This window comes from Mesorhizobium sp. DCY119 (assembly GCF_003590645.1).
In the GTDB taxonomy this organism is placed as follows: domain Bacteria; phylum Pseudomonadota; class Alphaproteobacteria; order Rhizobiales; family Rhizobiaceae; genus Mesorhizobium_M.
Map to the genome: position 1 here is coordinate 3448645 of NZ_CP031834.1, position 15983 is coordinate 3464627.

The following is a 15983-nucleotide window of genomic DNA, read 5'->3' on the forward strand; positions in this document are numbered from 1 at the left end:
TACATTTAGCCCGCAAATGATTAATTCTCGTGAAAATGGTTGTAGACGATCTTGGCAATCGACTCCGAAATTCCATCAACCACCATCAAATCCTCCATCGCTGCGCGGCTCACCGCCTTGGCCGTGCCGAAATGCAAGAGCAGCGCGCGCTTGCGTCCCGGCCCGATGCCGCTGATCTCGTCCAGCGGGTTCTTCACCATTTCCTTCTTGCGCCGCGCGCGATGGGAGCCGATGGCAAAGCGGTGTGCCTCGTCGCGCAGCCTTTGCACGAAATAGAGCACGGGGTCACGCACCGGCAGCGAGAAAGATTCGCGGCCCTTGACGAAAAAACGTTCACGGCCGGCATCACGGTCCTGCCCCTTGGCGACGCCGATCGCCGCCACCTTGTCCTCGATGCCGAGATCGGCCAGCATCTTGCGCACAACCGACATCTGCCCCTGCCCGCCGTCGATGAGGATGACGTCGGGCCAGGCCGGAAAGGACGAGCCAACCGCTTCGTCGTCCTCGCCGGATTGCGCATCGCCCTCCTCCGGCGCAGCATGCTCCTTGATAAGCCGCGAAAAACGCCGCTCCATCACCTCGCGCATCATGCCGAAATCGTCGCCCGGGGTGATGTCGGTCGAGCGGATGTTGAACTTGCGGTACTGGTTCTTCACGAAGCCTTCGGGACCGGCCACGATCATCGCGCCGACGGCATTCGTGCCCATGATGTGCGAGTTGTCGTAGACCTCGATGCGCACCGGCGGTTTTTCCAGCCCGAAGGTCTCGACCATGCCGGCCAGCAGCCGCGCCTGCGTCGAGGTTTCCGCCAGCCGCCGGCCGAGCGCCTCGCGGGCGTTCTGGACGGCGTTGTCGACCAGATCCTTCTTCTCGCCGCGCTGCGGCGCAGTGATCGTCACCTTGTAGCCGGCGCGCGTGGAAAGGGCTGCACCCAGCAATTCCTGTTCCGGCACTTCACTGGAAAGCAGAAGCAACCTCGGGCACGGCTTGTCGTCGTAGAACTGCGCCAGGAAAGACCCGAGCACTTCCTTTGCCTCGAGCGCCGGATCGGCCTTCGGGAAATAGGCGCGGTTGCCCCAGTTCTGGCCGGTGCGGAAGAAGAACACCTGGATGCAAACCTGCCCGCCTTCCTGATGGATAGCGAAAACGTCCGCCTCTTCCACCGACTGCGGGTTGATGCCCTGATGGCTCTGCACATGCGAAAGTGCGGCCAGCCTGTCGCGATAGATGGCGGCGCGCTCGAAATCGAGCTCTTCGGCGGCATTCTGCATGGCCGAGGAGATGTCGGTCTTCACCTTCTGGCTGCGGCCCGACAGGAAGTCCTTGGCCTCGAAGACCAGCTCGGCATAGTCGTCGGCCGAAACCTCACCGGTGCACGGACCGGAGCAGCGCTTGATCTGATAGAGCAGGCAGGGCCGCGTGCGGCTTTCGAAGACCGAATCCGTGCAGCTTCGCAGCAAAAACGCGCGCTGCAGCGAATTGATGGTACGATCGACCGCGCCCGCCGAGGCGAACGGCCCGAAATAGTCGCCCTTGCGCGATCGTGCGCCGCGATGCTTGAAAATCCCCGGCGACGGATGATCGCCGGTCAGCATGATATAGGGAAATGACTTGTCATCGCGCAGAAGCACGTTGAAACGCGGCCGCAAGCGCTTGATAAGATTGGCTTCGAGCAGCAGCGCTTCGATCTCGGTGCGGGTGACGACGAACTCCATCGTCGACGTCTCGCGCACCATGCGGCCGATGCGATTGGTGTGGAAACGCCCTTGTGCGTAGTTGGTCACGCGCTTCTTCAGGCTGCGCGCCTTGCCGACATAGAGCACATCGCCCGCCGCATTCATCATGCGGTAGACACCCGGCGCATTGGGCAGGCGCTTGACCAGCGTCTGGATCACCTCCGCGCCGACCATGCCGTCGGCATCACCAGCGTGGGGGGTCCAGTCTATGGCGGTGAAGGAGGCGTCGGCCACCGCCGGCAACACTTCGGCCTCCGTCCCCTCATCCTCTTCGACCTCATGGCCCGGCATGTAGCCGGCGACATCGTCGCTGGCCCTGCCGGCCTGCGGCCGATGGAGCGATTTGAGGTTCGGATCGTTGGGACTCATTCCACCATGCCTGTCACATCCGGCGTCTGCCACGCAAGGTGCTGGCCGCCATCGAGCGCGATCATCTGCCCGGTGACCGAGCGCGCCTCCCATAAATAGCGTATCGTTGCGCCGAATTCCAAAAGATCAGGCCCCCGCTTCAGGATCACCCCGTCGACCTGCGCGGCGAAATCCTCGGGCTGCTGTTTCGGGTTGGCCAGCGTCGGCCCCGGCCCGATCGCGTTGACGCGAATTCTTGGGGCCAGCGCCTGCGCCATGGTCTGCGTCGCCGTCCAGAGCGCCGATTTCGACAGCGCGTAGGAGAAATAGCGCGGCGTCGGCTTCCAGACACGCTGGTCTATCATGTTGACGACCAGGCCCTCGCTGCCGGCCGGCAGGGCTTCGGCGAAACGGCGCGCCAGAAGAACCGGCGTCTTCACATGAACGGCGAAATGCCGATCCCAGGTCGCCCACTCGAAATCGGTCACATCATCGTCGACGAAGAGCGAGGCATTGTTGACCAGCAGCGAGATCGGGCCGACCGCCTTGCCTGCCTGCGAAATCAGCCCGTCGACGGCGCGCATGTCGGTCAGATCGGCAGTCACGATCGCAGCCTCGCCGCCATTGGCGGCCACTGTTGCAGCCAATTCCTCGGCCTCGCTGCGCGAGCGGTTGCAATGGATGGCGACGGCGAATCCGTGGGCTGCAAGGTCCTCGACGATGGCCCTGCCGATGCGTCTGGCGCCACCCGTCACCAGCGCCGTCCTGCCCGATTTCCGCATTGTCCACCCCTAATTTTTCGACCGCAAATGGCTGTTTGGCCGATTTTGGCGTCTCACAGGTTAATTCGCGTTCGTTCCTTTGGCGGCATTGTGGCGAAGCCCTCATGCAAACCGCCTAATTTAGTGAGAACGTTCGGAAACTGATTCAATATAGGGTCCGCAACCCCTTGAACCAAGGCACTTTTTGCCTTCCGACCCGAACTCTCCTGACAATGTTGTTGCAGCGATGCAACGTCATTCTTCCGCCTTATTGGCGCCGGGCAAAGACCCAATTTCGGGTGTGGTGCAGCCGCATTTCGGCACGACATTGGGAACTGTCAGGTACCCGAGCCGTTGTTCCCCCCAGACGGCCTGGGCGCCTCCCACAGAAGAACATTGTGTGCTGTGGCTAAGGAGTAAGAAAATGGAAGCCAAATTGAAATTCGCGCGGCCTTTGGCAGCTGTGTTCGGCCTGTTGGCCTTCGCTGGTGTTGCCAATGCAGCCGACGTCGTTCAGGAAGAGCCGCCGGCACCTGCAGCTCCGATGGAGCAGCCCCCGCTCAACACGTGGTCCGGCCCCTATGCCGGTGTGACGCTGGGCTACGGCTTCTCGGGCCGTGTCAAGGAGCCGGGCAACACCGTCAACACTGATGGCTTCATCGGTGGCGGCTTTGCCGGTTACAACTACCAGATCGACAACGTGGTGGCCGGCGTCGAAGGCGACATCGGTTATGGCGGTCTCAAGGGCGACAACGCCGGTACGGAAGTGAAGGGCGGCCTCGGCGGCTCGCTTCGCGCCCGTCTCGGTTATGCCGTCACCCCGGATATCCTGCCTTACATCACCGCTGGTGGTGCAGCCCAGAGCGTCAAGCTCACCGAAGGCGGCATTTCCGACAAGAACACGATGCTCGGCTGGACCGCTGGCGTCGGCGCCGACATGAAGGTTACCGACAACGTGTTTGCCCGCGTCGAATATCGTTACACCGACTACGGCAGCAAGGAATTCACCACGGGTAGCGGTACCCGCGATGTCGATGCCACGGATCATCGCATCCAGTTCGGTGTCGGTATGAAGTTCTAATTCGCCGTAACAGGCAGTTAGACAAAAGCCGGGCCTCTTTCGAGGCCCGGCTTTTTTGCATCCTGACTCAGGACGACAGATACGGCTTCAATTCCGGAAACTTCTCGTCGAAGCGTGCTGCCCAGCGCTTGAGCCTGGCATGGCCGCGCTCCCATTTTCCGCCAAAGCGAAGATCCAGATAGCCGAGTGTTGCCCGCAGCGCGATCTGCCCGGCGGTGATCTTCTTGGGCAGCTTCGGCGGATTGGCGTTCAGGAGATCGAGCGAGCGGACGACTTTCGACCACTGCTTGTCGAGCCATGGCGCATGCACCTTTTCCTCCGGCCGGAAGCGGCGTTCATAGACATGGGCAAGCAGGCAGTCGCACATGCCGTCGGCCAGCGCTTCCAGCCGTTCGGCCTCCAGGCGCTTGGCCGGATTGCGCGGGAAAAGCGCATTGCCGGAGACGCGGTTCAGATACTGGGTGATCGCCCGGCTGTCGAACACGGCTTCGCCGTCGTCGGTGAGCAGCGCAGGTATCTTGCCAAGCGGGTTTGCGGCAATCAGTTCGGCGGGTTCGGCGTTGGTGTCGGTCAGCACGCCTTCCAGCGCAATCCCGGCATAGGCTGCGGCCATCCTGACCTTTGCACTGTATGGCGAAGCAGGGGCATAAAGAATTTTCGGCATGAAGGCGGTGTCTCCTGGATAATGCGCGAGACCGTAGTTTTGACGAGCCGGCGAAGCAACAACCAGCCGCGAAAAAACTATCCGCCACGCACCGGGGGCATCACCACCTTGTCGCGGCGGCACGAGTCCCGATCGACCTCGTCGCAGGAGCGGAAAGACAGGTCCTTGTTCATGCAGATGCGCACCTCGCGCAGATAGCGCCGGTCGCAGGTCACCGCTATGCCGTCTGCCGGCAGGCTCTGGTTGGCCTGCAGGAAAGCGCGTTCGGCATCGTCCGGGTCGAGCGTGCGATAGCCATCGAGCCGGTTGAACTCGGCCGGTATCTTCACCCGCTCGCGCGCCTGCCGCAAAACCTTGAAGTAGTTGTCCTGTGACAGTCCGGCACAAGAACCGTGCTTGCGCCATTCGTGGCGGATGAGGCCCGAAGCCGGCATGATGTCGTAGAGGGTGCGCAGCGTGTCGTTGGGAACATCGGGTTGGTTCGTGCGGCAATCCTGCGGATAGCCGCGCTCATATTGCGGCCAAAGACCGTGGACGACGAAGGCGTAGGGCCTGCCCATCGCGCATTGCTGGCGATTGGCCTCGCCGCCCTCCGCCTCGCAGTAGCTCGGCGACCATGACAGCGACAGTACGTAGAAATCGAAACCCTTGCCCAGTGCGACTGCTGGCTGGGTCGTCGTGGGCGCCTGGGTCGAGGCCGGGGCGTTCGCCGCCTGCTGGCTGTCGCCGGAAGGCTTGCAACCGGCAACGGCCACAAGCGCGGCAAGGCCGAGCACCGCCGCACCAAAACGCCAGCGACGCTCCCTCGCCCAAGACATCGGTTTGCCTAGGATTAACGCAGCACGCGGCAGCGGCCGTTATAGACCATCCAGCGGTCGAAGCCCGGCACGCAGAACTCGACGTTGTCGCCGATGCCGGCAAAGCCCATGCGGCCCTCGATCAGATAAAAGACTTCGTGCTGGCGCCCATCGGAAAGGCTGGCAGTCGCGCCGCAATAGAGCCGCGCGATCGGATGGCGCTCGTCAACCGGCTCGTAGCGCTTCGGATAAATGTTCTGGAAATCGGTGATCGCCACATCCGGCAGGTTCGGTACGTGCTTAACCTGATAACCGAAGCGATGAATGATCTTGTTGAGATAGCGCTGGTCCGAGCAGAGGCTGGTGCCCTCTTCCTGTCGCGCGACCACGTCGGCGGCATAGGAAAGATTTGGCCCCGTTAGCAGCGAACCGGCGGCGACGGCTGCGGCCATCACGAAATGAGCAATACGGGACATAGCAAAAAACCTCATGAATCATCGCCGAAGGCGAAGCTTGAGTGTTGATTGTGCGCAATGGCCGCGAAACGGTCAAGCGGGAGGAATTTCGGGCGGCGTTTCGGTTTGATTTTTCACGACGGATGCAGCCCGCCGTTCCGTTGCTCCCACGCATGCCGACGGGCGGCCTTAGGCCGAATGCCAGCACATTGAAGTGCGCCTTTTCAAATGAATTTACCGATAATCACAGTAAAACATATTTCAATCAATGGTTGTTTATCGCTTATTACCTATCCGATTTAAGTACATTTATGTTCCATCTAAGAATACGCAGGTTCAGTTTCTGAACTTGTTGACCCTCATACACAAGCGCAGGCTCCTTTATTCGCGGAGGGAAGTCCAACCTCAAATCGGGAGAAATATCATGGACGACATAAGCCTCACCGGCCTTGAATCAGGAAAGACGACGGTCAGCGCCGAGACCGTTGAAGCGCTCAGGGCGCAACTGCGCGGCAGCCTGCTTGTTGAAAAAGACGCGTCTTATGACGAAGCTCGAACGATCTGGAACGCGATGATTGACCGCAAGCCGGGCCTCATCGTGCGATGTGCCGGCGCTTCCGATGTCATCATCGCGGTGCGCTTTGCGCGAGACAACAGGCTACTCGTTGCCGTTCGTGGCGGCGGGCACAATATTGCCGGCAGCGCGGTCTGCGACGGCGGCATGATGATCGATCTGTCCCCTATGAAGTCGGTGCGCGTCGATGCAGCGGCGAAGCGAGCCTGGGTCGAGCCGGGAGCGACACTTGCCGATCTCGACAAGGAAACGCAGGCATTCGGCCTCGTGGTGCCAACAGGCATAAACTCTACAACCGGCATAGCTGGCCTTACGCTTGGCGGCGGCTTCGGCTGGACCACGCGCAAATTCGGCTTGACGATAGACAATCTCGTCTCGGCAGATGTTGTCACCGCTGATGGCGAGCTGGTGCGGGCAAGTCTTACGGAAAACCCGGACCTGTTCTGGGCATTGCGCGGCGGTGGCGGAAACTTCGGAGTTGTCACGGCCTTCGAGTTCCAGCTTCATGACCTTGGTCCGCAGGTCTTGTCAGGGCTCGTCGTTCATCCATTCACGGATGCCGAGGCAGTTCTCAAAGGATATCGAGAAGCCCTCGAAACAGCGCCTGATGAACTCACCTGCTGGGCGGTCATGCGGCAGGCGCCGCCACTTCCATTCCTGCCTGTCGAGTGGCACGGCAAGGAAGTGCTCGTTCTTGCCATGTGCTATTGCGGCGATATCCAGGCAGGAGAAAAGGCGACAGCGCGTCTGCGCGGGATTGGAAATCCGATCGCCGACGTCGTCGGTCCCAATCCATTCGCGGGCTGGCAACAGGCATTCGATCCGCTGCTTACTCCCGGCGCGCGCAATTACTGGAAGAGCCATGACCTCACCAAGCTCTCGGATGCGACGGTCGAAATCCTGCTCAAAGCGGTTCGTGAGCTTCCGGGGCCGGAATGCGAGATATTTCTCGGCCATGTCGGCGGCGCCGCCGGCCGGATCGGGGTCGAAGCAACCGCGTTTCCGCAGAGAAGCTCGCATTTTGTCATGAATGTTCACGCCCGCTGGCGCGAACCGGAAATGGACCAGTCATGCATCGGCTGGGCGCGCAATCTCTTCGAGGCGATCAAACCTCATGCCGCAGGAACGGCCTACATAAACTTCATGCCTGAAGACGAGGTGGACCGCATCGAAGCGGCTTACGGAAGCAACTATCAACGGCTTGTCGCGACGAAGCAGCGCTACGATCCGCTCAACCTTTTCCGCATGAACCAGAACGTGAACCCCGGCGTAAAGCGCCGGGCAGCATAGAGAGCAATCGACCGTGCGGGCACTTCAGAAGCCGTGTGCCCGCACTGGTCGCCGCAAGCCAGTCACCGCCGCCGCTGGGTGAGCGCCATGCCAGCGAGGATCAGCGCCACGCCAAGGGCGCTTGCCCAGACGGCCGGCGATGCGGCGCTCAAGAGGTCCAGCGCGACGCCCGAAACCATCTGGCCGCCGATCACCAGAAGCGCGGTGTTGACCGCGCCGATGCGGGCGATGAGCCAGCTGCCGGCAGCAACGAAAACCACCCCGATAGGCCCACCGATATAGACATGCCACGGTACATCGCTAGCACCCGCCGGAATCAATCCGCCGATGACGAGGCCAAGCGCGGTCAGCGCGCCGAAACCGACGGCATGGTTCCAGAACGAGGCTTGCAGCGGAGATGTCGAGAGGCTGAGCCGCCCGTTGATCTGCCGGCTGACGCCCACCAGCACACCCGCCACGCTGGCCAGCACGATCCACAGCGTCATGCGGCACCTTTGCCGAACAGGATTATGATGGCGCTGCCCGCCAGCACCAGCCCCAGGGCGGCGAAATCGCGAGCACCGGGACGGCGCATCGGCAGGCCGAACAGGCCCCAGCGATCAGCGGCAAGGCTGAAGATCATCTGGCCGACGAGGCCGAGCGCAAGCGTGCCGGAGAGCGCAAGCGGCGAATTGACCGCAGCCGACGCCAGCATGACGGTCGCCGCACCGGACAGGCCGCCAAGATAGGCCCAGAATGGCGTGCGGGCTTTCGGCGCATCGCCGGCCGGGGCGCGGCGGCGAAGAACCGCAAGAAAGATCAGGGCCGCAACGGTCCCCGTGCCATGCGCGGTCCAGGAAGCGAACAAGGCGTTGCCATAACGCGCCAGCTCGCCGTTGAAGTGGATCATCAGCGTCAGGAGACCGCCCGAGCCGAATGCGGCGAGGAGATGAAGCGGGTTTGCGCGCTGGGGGGTCATATGTCGCCCCGGCGTTCGTCTTCCCCCGCCAGCCACTCCAGAGACCACTGCGCGCCCTTCTCCTCCGCCAGCAGGGCATGCAAAGCCGGCAACATCGCCTGCAATTCCGCCTCCAGCGTGTAGGGCGGGTTGACGACGATCATTCCGGTGCCGTCGAGCCGGGGTTCGCGCGATGGCTTTCTCAGTTCAAAGCGGATGTCGAGGATTTTGGGGATGCCGCAACCGGCCAGCGCCTCGCGGAAATCCGCCACGGCCCGCCGGTCCTTGATGGGATACCACAAAGCATAGATGCCGCCCGGCCAGCGCTTGTGCGCACGCTGCAGGCCATCGACCAGCCGCTCGAACTCGCCTTCCTGCTCGAAAGGCGGATCGACCAGCACCAGCCCGCGCTTTTCCTTGGGCGGCAAATGCGCGCCGAGCGCCAGCCAGCCGTCGAGCTCGTTCACCCGCACCTGGAAATCGTCCGCGAACAGCGCCTTCAATAGCTGGAAATCCGCCGGGTGCAGCTCTATCGCCGAAAGCCGGTCCTGCTTGCGCAGCAACCGCCGCACGATCAGCGGCGAACCGGGATAGGCTGAGAGGCCGCCATCGGGATCGGCGGAGCGCACCGCATCGAGATAAGGCGCCAGCAGCTTTGCCGCCTTCGGCTCGATCTTCGCATCGAGCAGACGGCCTATGCCGCCGTGCCATTCGCCGGTCTTTTGCGCTTCCTCCGAGGAGAGATCGTAGAGGCCGATGCCGGCGTGGGTGTCGATCACCCGGAACGCCTTGTCCTTCTGCTTCAGATATTCGACCAGCCGCGCCAGCACCGCGTGCTTGACGACATCGGCAAAGTTTCCTGCGTGGTAGGCGTGGCGATAGTTCACGTCAGCGGTTCTCGCCGCCCCTGCCCCAGCGTGGCGCTGGCGGCTGCGAGTTCGGGTTACCGGGGCGACCGCCTCCACCGCGTCGCAAGGCAATGACCAGCCCGATAAAGCCGATCGCCAGCAGCGAAAGACCCAGCGGCTGCGCCCGCTCGTCCGTTGCGCCCGCATCGCTGCGCAGGATCAGGTCGACCGTCTGGATGTCGATGCCTTCGGCATCGCCCTGTCCGACGGTGAATGTGTAGGTTCCAGCCGCAATGTCATCGAGAAGGCCGCCATCGTCGCGATAGATCTTCTGGCTGGTCTGCGGCGCGTTTTCCCGCACCGCGCCGTCGGCGAAGTTGAGGACATCCGTCAGCACCGTGCGCCCGCCGGTGGCCGCAGTCAGGGTCAGCACCGCCTGCCTGCCCGCCGTTCTCGCCCCGCCCACCGCCGTCATGTCGACCAGCACGCGCACCGGCGCATCGGTCGCGGCAAGCGTCACGTCGACCGTCTTGAAGCCGGAAGCGCGCTCATAGACGCGCCAGGTGCCGATCTCATGGCCGGAAAAATTCTTGACCGCCCAGGGATAGACGACGCCAAGAGCCGCACCGGCCAGCAGGACAAGCAGAAAAAAGAAGCGCATCGAAAACTCCCTAGATCGCCGTGCGCCATTCGAACGCACAAAGAACGATCCAGCATTTTGAACGAGCATCGGAATATTCCGAAAACCGGTACCCACTTTTCGGTCCGATGCTCTAATCGGGCATTCTCTGCCACGCGGCGGGGCCGGCTGTCCATGCGGATCGGCGGTAACCGGACGCCTTCAACGATCAGCCGGCGCTTCGTTCCGCGCCCGCTCCCTTAAATCCCGCAAGAATCGCGTCGACCGTCTCGTCCACGCTCTGCGCGGAAGTGTCGATCCACCGGCCGATGCGCGGCGTCTGCTCATGCAGCACCTGCCGCATCATTTCGGCTGTCCACGATCCGTGGACGGGATCGCCATAGATGTTCTTCGTACGCCCCTTGTCGCGAGCGGTCAGCGTCTCGGCCGATGGGTCAAGCACGATCACTGCCGGGCGATAGGCCTGAAGCCGCTCCACCGTCCAGCCGAGGAATTCGCCCAGAATCACGTCCTGATAGACGACAGTAAAACCGGCCTCCGCGTATTTTGCAGCGACGTCCCAGGCGAGGTCGTAGCGCAGCCGCAGCTGTTTCACCGCTTCCGGCACCGGATCGGGGCTCATTTCGACCCGGCCGTTGATGATCAGCCGGCGAAAAAGATCGCCGCGCAGATGCACGCTTTTCGGCAACCTCTCGGCCAGCGCCTGCGCAACAGTCGACTTGCCGGCGCCCATGCCGCCAGTAATGACGATGATGCCTGGAAAATCGTCCTTTGCTTCGGATGCCTGCACGCTCAAGCCTTGCGCTCCCAGCGCCGGTCGGGCGTCTGCTGCCAGTAGGTGACGGCGTGGCCGGCAGCCTTCATCGTCTTCCAATGCTCGCGTGCGGTTTCGAGCTGGGCTGCGTCATGCCCGTCGAACATGAACACGGCACGCTCGTAAGGCGTGATATCGGGCGGTGACGCGCCATCGACCAGAAAGCGGATTTTTGAATCATTGCGGTTGTCGAGTTCGGTCGTCAGCAGAACCGGCTGCTCTTCCGGGAAAGCCTCGCGGTCGGTGGCATGGGCGAGGAAAGCATCATCGCGAAACGTCCACAGATGCGCGTCGAGCGCATCGCGCCGTTCCTCAGTGCCGGTCTGCACGACCGCCCGCCAGCCGCGCTGCACGCTCTTTTCGAGCAGGCCGGGCAGCGCGTCTTCCAGCGTCGATTCGGTCAGGTGGTAAAAGAGAACTTCAGCCATGCGGTGAAACTACGCGATCGCAGTGCGGATGGGAATGTCGCAAGACGCCACGGAGCTTCAGCCGCGCCGCGCCGCCTCGATCTTTGCCACGTCGATTTTCTTCATGGTCATCATCGCATCAAACGCGCGCTTTGCTTCGGCGCCGCCAGCCGCCATCGCGTCAGTCAGCGCGCGCGGCGTGATCTGCCAGGAAATTCCCCACTTATCCTTGCACCAGCCGCACTCGCTCTCCTGGCCGCCGTTGCCGACGATGGCATTCCAGTAGCGGTCGGTCTCCTCCTGATCGTCGGTGGCGATCTGGAACGAGAAGGCTTCGTTATGCTTGAACACGGGGCCTCCGTTGAGGCCGATACAAGGAATGCCTGCAACCGTGAAATCGACCGTCAACACATCACCCTCCTTGCCGGATGGGTAGTTACCGGGCGCGCGATGCACGGCATTCACCGCGCTGTCCGGAAAGGTCTCGGCATAGAAGCGGGCGGCAGCCTCGGCGTCCTTGTCGTACCAGACGCAAATCGTGTTCTTTGCGATTGCCATTGCGTGTTCCTCTCGCTTTGAAGCCAGGATTTCGGCCTTGTTCGCATCCGCCCTCTTTCGAAATAGGCGGCCAAGCGCCTATTTCCAGCCCAAAAAGCGTCCATTCCGACGACCGATAGCTGCCGAAGCGGAACGTTACGCGCGATGGAGCATCTTGAGCGCGTCGAACAGGATGCGCGGATCATGCTGGCCCTTGTAGAAAGGTGAGACCTTTCGCTCCAGGCCGAGCAGGCCGAAGACGGCGGTCTGCGCCGAACGCACCGAATATTCGACGGTGAACACCACGTCGTCGGGGATTTCCGCATACTGGCCGATGAAGGCCAGATTCTTCGAACCGGCCGGGATCACTTGTGGCCTATCGGTGCCGGTGCGTGGCATGAACTGGCTGGTGATGTATGGCATCATCGCCGGAATGACGATCGAAGTGTCGCGGATATGCTCCATCTTCTCCGCGAAGCGGAGGTGAAGCAGGATTTCCTCGAGAATCTCGCGTCCCGTACACTCGGACATCTTCTTCTTTACGAAATTGCCGACCTTGTCGGGAAACAGGCCATAGCCCCACCAGACCCAGGTGCCCTTCGGCTGTTCGTAATAGTGCGGCTGGTGGTTGAGCACCACGGTCAGCAGCCAGTTCGAATCCTTGATGGTGACGAGCCCGCCCTTGCCGGCCTCGCTGCCCGAAAACGCCTCGAGCAGGTCGAAGAAAGCCGAATCGTGAGCCGTGACGGTGATCGATTCCCACTTGGTCTTCGCAATATCCGTGCAGAAAGCCGCCGGATGTCCGAAGTCCGGCGATTTCGCCGCGAGACGCTGCCACAGTTTCCAGGCGCCGCCGTGCTTTTCCGTCTGCAAAGCCGGCACCGTGGTCGAGGAACCGTAGGTCGTGTCGGCGGTCATGCTGCCATTGGTGACGAAGACGAGATCGTCCGGTGACAGATCGATGTCACCTTCCTTGCCGTCGGCGAGATAGCGGATTCGGGTAGCGACCTTTTCCTTGCCGTCGATGGCAACGTCGATATCGGTGACCTCGGCCCCCGCCCGAAAGACGACGCCGTGCTCCTTCAGCCAGCCGACGATGGGCCGTACCATCGCGTCATACTGGTTGAACTGGGTGCGGTAGATGCCGGCCATCGTGTCGATGGTCGAGAACAGATGCGTGAAGCGCAGGCAATAGCGCTTGAACTCCACCGCGCTGTGCCATGGTTCGAAGGCGAAGGTGGTGCACCAGATGAACCAGAAATTGCTTTCGAAGAATTCCGGCTTGAACCACTCCTCGATTGTCCGTGTCCCGAGCACCGCTTCGGGCGTGGCGCAAAGCTCGACGAGATCAAGCCGGTCGCGCTCCCCGCAACGTCGACGATTTCGCCGCCCGAAACGAGCCTGGCCTTGTCGTTCCAGAAGAACTCCTGATGGAACTCCATCAGCTCGTCCTTGGCGGATTTCTTGGGATCGCTGATGGCCGGAATGAACGACAGCAGGTCGTAGGTGCAGTTGAACTTCTCTTCGAACATGCGGCCGCCGCGCATCGAATAGCCATCCTGCGGATTGCCGCGCGCGTCTAGGCTGCCGCCGTAATTTTCTTCCTGCTCGAAGATAATAATGCTTTCGCCCGCAAGCCCGCCTTCCTTCACGAGATAGGCGGCCGCCGCCAACGAGGCGATGCCGCTGCCGACCAGATATGCCTTCCTGCCGGTATTGCTCGCCGATCCTGTGGTTGCCTTGCTGTCGCTCATCAGATGGTCCTCCTCATGCCCGCTTTCGGCTTGGACTTTGATTTCGACTCAGGCCCCCGAACCTGACCGTGACGTGTGAGAGATGAGCATTTACAACGTATAGTTGGTCAAATTTCAATGGCTTATTGCCACCGTACGTAACTCCGGTGCGGCAGCCCTCCCCTCGTCCCTACCCCCTCGCAAGCCTCGCGCACGAGCTGGTCGAGCAGGCACGTCCAAGCTGTGCACGACCTTTCAATCGGGCGACGAGATATTTACGAGCGCTCCCGCCCCCGCCTGTGAATAATACACTTCGGACGATCCGGTTTTCCAATGTGCCGAGATCACCACTTCGTTCTTGTCGAGGCTGTCCGGCTTGCCAATACGTTGCGAAAGCGCCTCCAGAAGTCCGGCAGCATCGGATGCGGAATAGTAGCAGGCCTTGTGGCCGTTCGGGCCTTCCGCAACCCAGAACGAAAGGCTGTCACTGCGCTCCGGTTCCCCTCTGCGCCAGCCTATGACTTCCACCGAGCCGCCATTATAGTTTACGAAAGCACTGCGCCATTCATCAAATTCCGCCTCACTCAAGCGTTGCCAGCCGAGTTGCTCGCCTCTCGAAGCAGACTCCGATACCGATCGAGACTCGCAGATATTGAAAAGCTGATCCAGCGTTATGGCAGATGGATTTGCCTGTGCATGGGCGCATGGGATGCAAGCGACGAAGGCAAGCCACAAAATCGTTGTGCGCATTTGCGAATTCCAACAAGAACTTGCTACCGCGCCAACCCCGGCGCGGCAGCCGCGATCACGTCCCTACGCTTCGTAAGCGTCGCGCACGAGCTGGTCGAGCAGGCGCACGCCGTAGCCTGAGGCCCATGACTGGTTGATTTCGTTGGAGGGCGAGCCCATCGCCGTGCCGGCAATGTCGAGATGCGCCCAGGGCGTGTCCTTGACGAAGCGCTGGAGGAACTGCGCAGCGGTGATCGAGCCGCCGAAGCGGCCGCCGATGTTCTTCATGTCGGCGTTCTTGGAATCGATCAGCTTGTCGTATTCGGCGCCTAGCGGCATGCGCCACAGCTTTTCCTGCGTCGTCAGGCCCGCAGTGGTCAATCGCTCGGCAAGCTCGTCATTGTTGGAGAACAGGCCGGCATGGCTCTGGCCGAGCGCGACCATGATGGCGCCGGTCAAGGTCGCCAGATTGACCATGAATTTCGGCTCGAAACGGTCGTTGCAATACCAGAGCGCATCGGCCAGCACGAGGCGGCCTTCCGCGTCGGTGTTCAGCACCTCGATGGTCTGGCCCGACATGGAAGTTACGATGTCGCCGGGGCGCTGCGCATTGCCGTCGACCATGTTTTCGACGCAACCGATGATGCCGACGGCGTTCACCTTGGCCTTGCGTGCGGCCAGCGTGCGCATCAGGCCGGTGACGGCGGCAGCGCCGCCCATGTCGCCCTTCATGTCTTCCATGCCGGCGGCCGGCTTGATCGACACGCCGCCCGAATCGAACACCACGCCCTTGCCGACAAAGGCGACCGGCTTGTCCTTGGCCTTGCCACCGTTCCACTGCATCACGACCAGGCGCGGCGGGCGCACGGAGCCTTGCGCCACGCCGAGCAGCGCGCCCATGCCGAGCTTCTTCATTTCCTTCTCGGTCAGCACCTCGACCTTCACGCCGAGCTTTTCCAGTTCCTTGGCATGAGCCGCGAATTCGACCGGCCCCAGCACATTGGCCGGCTCGTTGACGAGGTCGCGCGCCAGTATCACGCCATCGACGACGGCCTGCGCGTCGGCGAATGCCTTCTTTGCGGCTGCCGGATCGGCGCAATGGATGGTGATCTTCGCCGGCTTGGCGGCGGGCTTGCCTTCGGCATCGTCCTTCTTCGTCTTGTATTTGTCGAACCCATAGGATCTCAGCAGGATACCGCCAGCAATGCTCGCCACTTGCGCCCCGCCAACAGCGGTTTCGGGCAGGTCGGCAACCACCGCGATCTCGGATGCCTTGCGCAATTGCGCGGCAATCGTGCCGCCGAGCCTGAACCATGAATAATCAGTGAGGTCAGCCGCCTTGCCCGTGCCGACCGCCACCACGCGGTCGAGCGGCGAGCCCTCAGGTGCCAGAACCTCGACGGTTGCACCGAATTTTCCGGAGAAATCGGCTACCGGAAAGGCCCGATCGAACGCCTTGCCCGGATCCCAGGCCCTGGCCGCATCGCTCATCGCGCCGCCGTCGGCGGCAAGTACGATCGCACTGCCCTTCTTTGGGGCGACGAATTTGGCAAAGCTGATTATGGGCATGGAAGTCATGAAGGGGTCTGCTTTCGTAAGGAGTGCGGATGTCGGATAGGCGATATTCCAGAA

16 protein-coding genes and 1 pseudogene are annotated in these 15983 nt (G+C 61.9%); 2 read left to right on the forward strand and 15 right to left on the reverse strand.

The features are described 5' to 3' along the window. Positions 1-20 precede the first annotated feature (20 nt). Both uvrC and DZG07_RS16780 read right to left on the reverse strand, forming a co-directional pair. A complete protein-coding gene (gene uvrC, locus DZG07_RS16775) occupies positions 21-2105 on the reverse strand; it encodes an excinuclease ABC subunit UvrC (protein ID WP_197716867.1) in 2085 nt (694 codons plus the stop codon). Continuing rightward, on the reverse strand, positions 2102-2866 hold the full coding sequence (locus DZG07_RS16780) for an SDR family oxidoreductase (RefSeq protein WP_119818837.1): 765 nt from the start codon (positions 2864-2866) through the stop codon (positions 2102-2104). The genes uvrC and DZG07_RS16780 overlap by 4 nt, the downstream gene beginning before the upstream one ends. A gap of 403 nt (positions 2867-3269) precedes the next feature. On the opposite strand from DZG07_RS16780, the gene DZG07_RS16785 reads away from it, so the two are divergent. After that, the gene (locus DZG07_RS16785) at positions 3270-3926 is read left to right on the forward strand and encodes an outer membrane protein (protein ID WP_091912170.1); all 657 of its coding nucleotides are present in this window, start codon (positions 3270-3272) and stop codon (positions 3924-3926) included. A 67-nt stretch (positions 3927-3993) separates the two neighbouring features. On the opposite strand, the gene DZG07_RS16790 is transcribed toward DZG07_RS16785, so the two are convergent. From DZG07_RS16790 to DZG07_RS16800, 3 genes are all read right to left on the reverse strand, one after another. Then, positions 3994-4590, reverse strand: a complete 597-nt coding sequence (locus tag DZG07_RS16790; protein WP_091912172.1) for a glutathione S-transferase — start codon at positions 4588-4590, stop codon at positions 3994-3996. A 77-nt stretch (positions 4591-4667) separates the two neighbouring features. Next, positions 4668-5408, reverse strand: coding sequence for a ribonuclease T2 (locus tag DZG07_RS16795; RefSeq protein ID WP_119818839.1), 741 nt, complete (start codon positions 5406-5408; stop codon positions 4668-4670). Positions 5409-5422: 14 nt separating this feature from the next. After that, complete coding sequence (locus DZG07_RS16800; RefSeq protein WP_091912175.1) at positions 5423-5863, reverse strand: hypothetical protein; 441 nt, start codon at positions 5861-5863, stop codon at positions 5423-5425. A gap of 403 nt (positions 5864-6266) precedes the next feature. Here DZG07_RS16800 and DZG07_RS16805 point away from each other — a divergent pair, with 403 nt between their 5' ends. Next, the gene (locus DZG07_RS16805; RefSeq protein WP_119818842.1) at positions 6267-7706 is read left to right on the forward strand and encodes an FAD-binding oxidoreductase; all 1440 of its coding nucleotides are present in this window, start codon (positions 6267-6269) and stop codon (positions 7704-7706) included. A gap of 62 nt (positions 7707-7768) precedes the next feature. Here DZG07_RS16805 and DZG07_RS16810 read toward each other — a convergent pair whose 3' ends face one another. The 10 genes and pseudogenes from DZG07_RS16810 to DZG07_RS16855 all read right to left on the reverse strand — a co-directional run bounded on the left by DZG07_RS16810 (position 7769) and on the right by DZG07_RS16855 (position 15929). Next, entirely contained in the window at positions 7769-8191 is a 423-nt protein-coding gene (locus DZG07_RS16810; RefSeq protein WP_119818845.1) for a DMT family transporter, read from the reverse strand. Next, positions 8188-8664, reverse strand: coding sequence for a DMT family transporter (locus DZG07_RS16815; RefSeq protein WP_119818848.1), 477 nt, complete (start codon positions 8662-8664; stop codon positions 8188-8190). Before DZG07_RS16815 ends, DZG07_RS16810 begins: the two co-directional genes overlap by 4 nt. After that, a complete protein-coding gene (locus DZG07_RS16820) occupies positions 8661-9530 on the reverse strand; it encodes a 23S rRNA (adenine(2030)-N(6))-methyltransferase RlmJ (protein WP_119818851.1) in 870 nt (289 codons plus the stop codon). Before DZG07_RS16820 ends, DZG07_RS16815 begins: the two co-directional genes overlap by 4 nt. A 1-nt stretch (position 9531) precedes the next feature. Then, a complete protein-coding gene (locus DZG07_RS16825) occupies positions 9532-10152 on the reverse strand; it encodes a hypothetical protein (protein WP_091912183.1) in 621 nt (206 codons plus the stop codon). A gap of 187 nt (positions 10153-10339) precedes the next feature. Continuing rightward, entirely contained in the window at positions 10340-10921 is a 582-nt protein-coding gene (locus tag DZG07_RS16830; protein ID WP_245429650.1) for an AAA family ATPase, read from the reverse strand. A gap of 2 nt (positions 10922-10923) precedes the next feature. After that, positions 10924-11373 carry a DNA polymerase III subunit chi gene (locus DZG07_RS16835; protein WP_091912184.1) on the reverse strand — a complete coding sequence of 150 codons (450 nt, stop codon included), beginning with the start codon at positions 11371-11373 and terminating at the stop codon, positions 10924-10926. A 57-nt stretch (positions 11374-11430) separates the two neighbouring features. Beyond that, positions 11431-11904, reverse strand: coding sequence for a VOC family protein (locus tag DZG07_RS16840; protein ID WP_119821829.1), 474 nt, complete (start codon positions 11902-11904; stop codon positions 11431-11433). 141 nt (positions 11905-12045) lie between these two features. Beyond that, positions 12046-13643 (reverse strand): annotated as a pseudogene (locus DZG07_RS16845) (oleate hydratase). 234 nt (positions 13644-13877) lie between these two features. Further along, positions 13878-14372, reverse strand: coding sequence for a hypothetical protein (locus tag DZG07_RS16850; RefSeq protein ID WP_119818853.1), 495 nt, complete (start codon positions 14370-14372; stop codon positions 13878-13880). Positions 14373-14435: 63 nt separating this feature from the next. Beyond that, a complete protein-coding gene (locus tag DZG07_RS16855) occupies positions 14436-15929 on the reverse strand; it encodes a leucyl aminopeptidase (protein ID WP_119818856.1) in 1494 nt (497 codons plus the stop codon). Positions 15930-15983 lie beyond the last annotated feature (54 nt).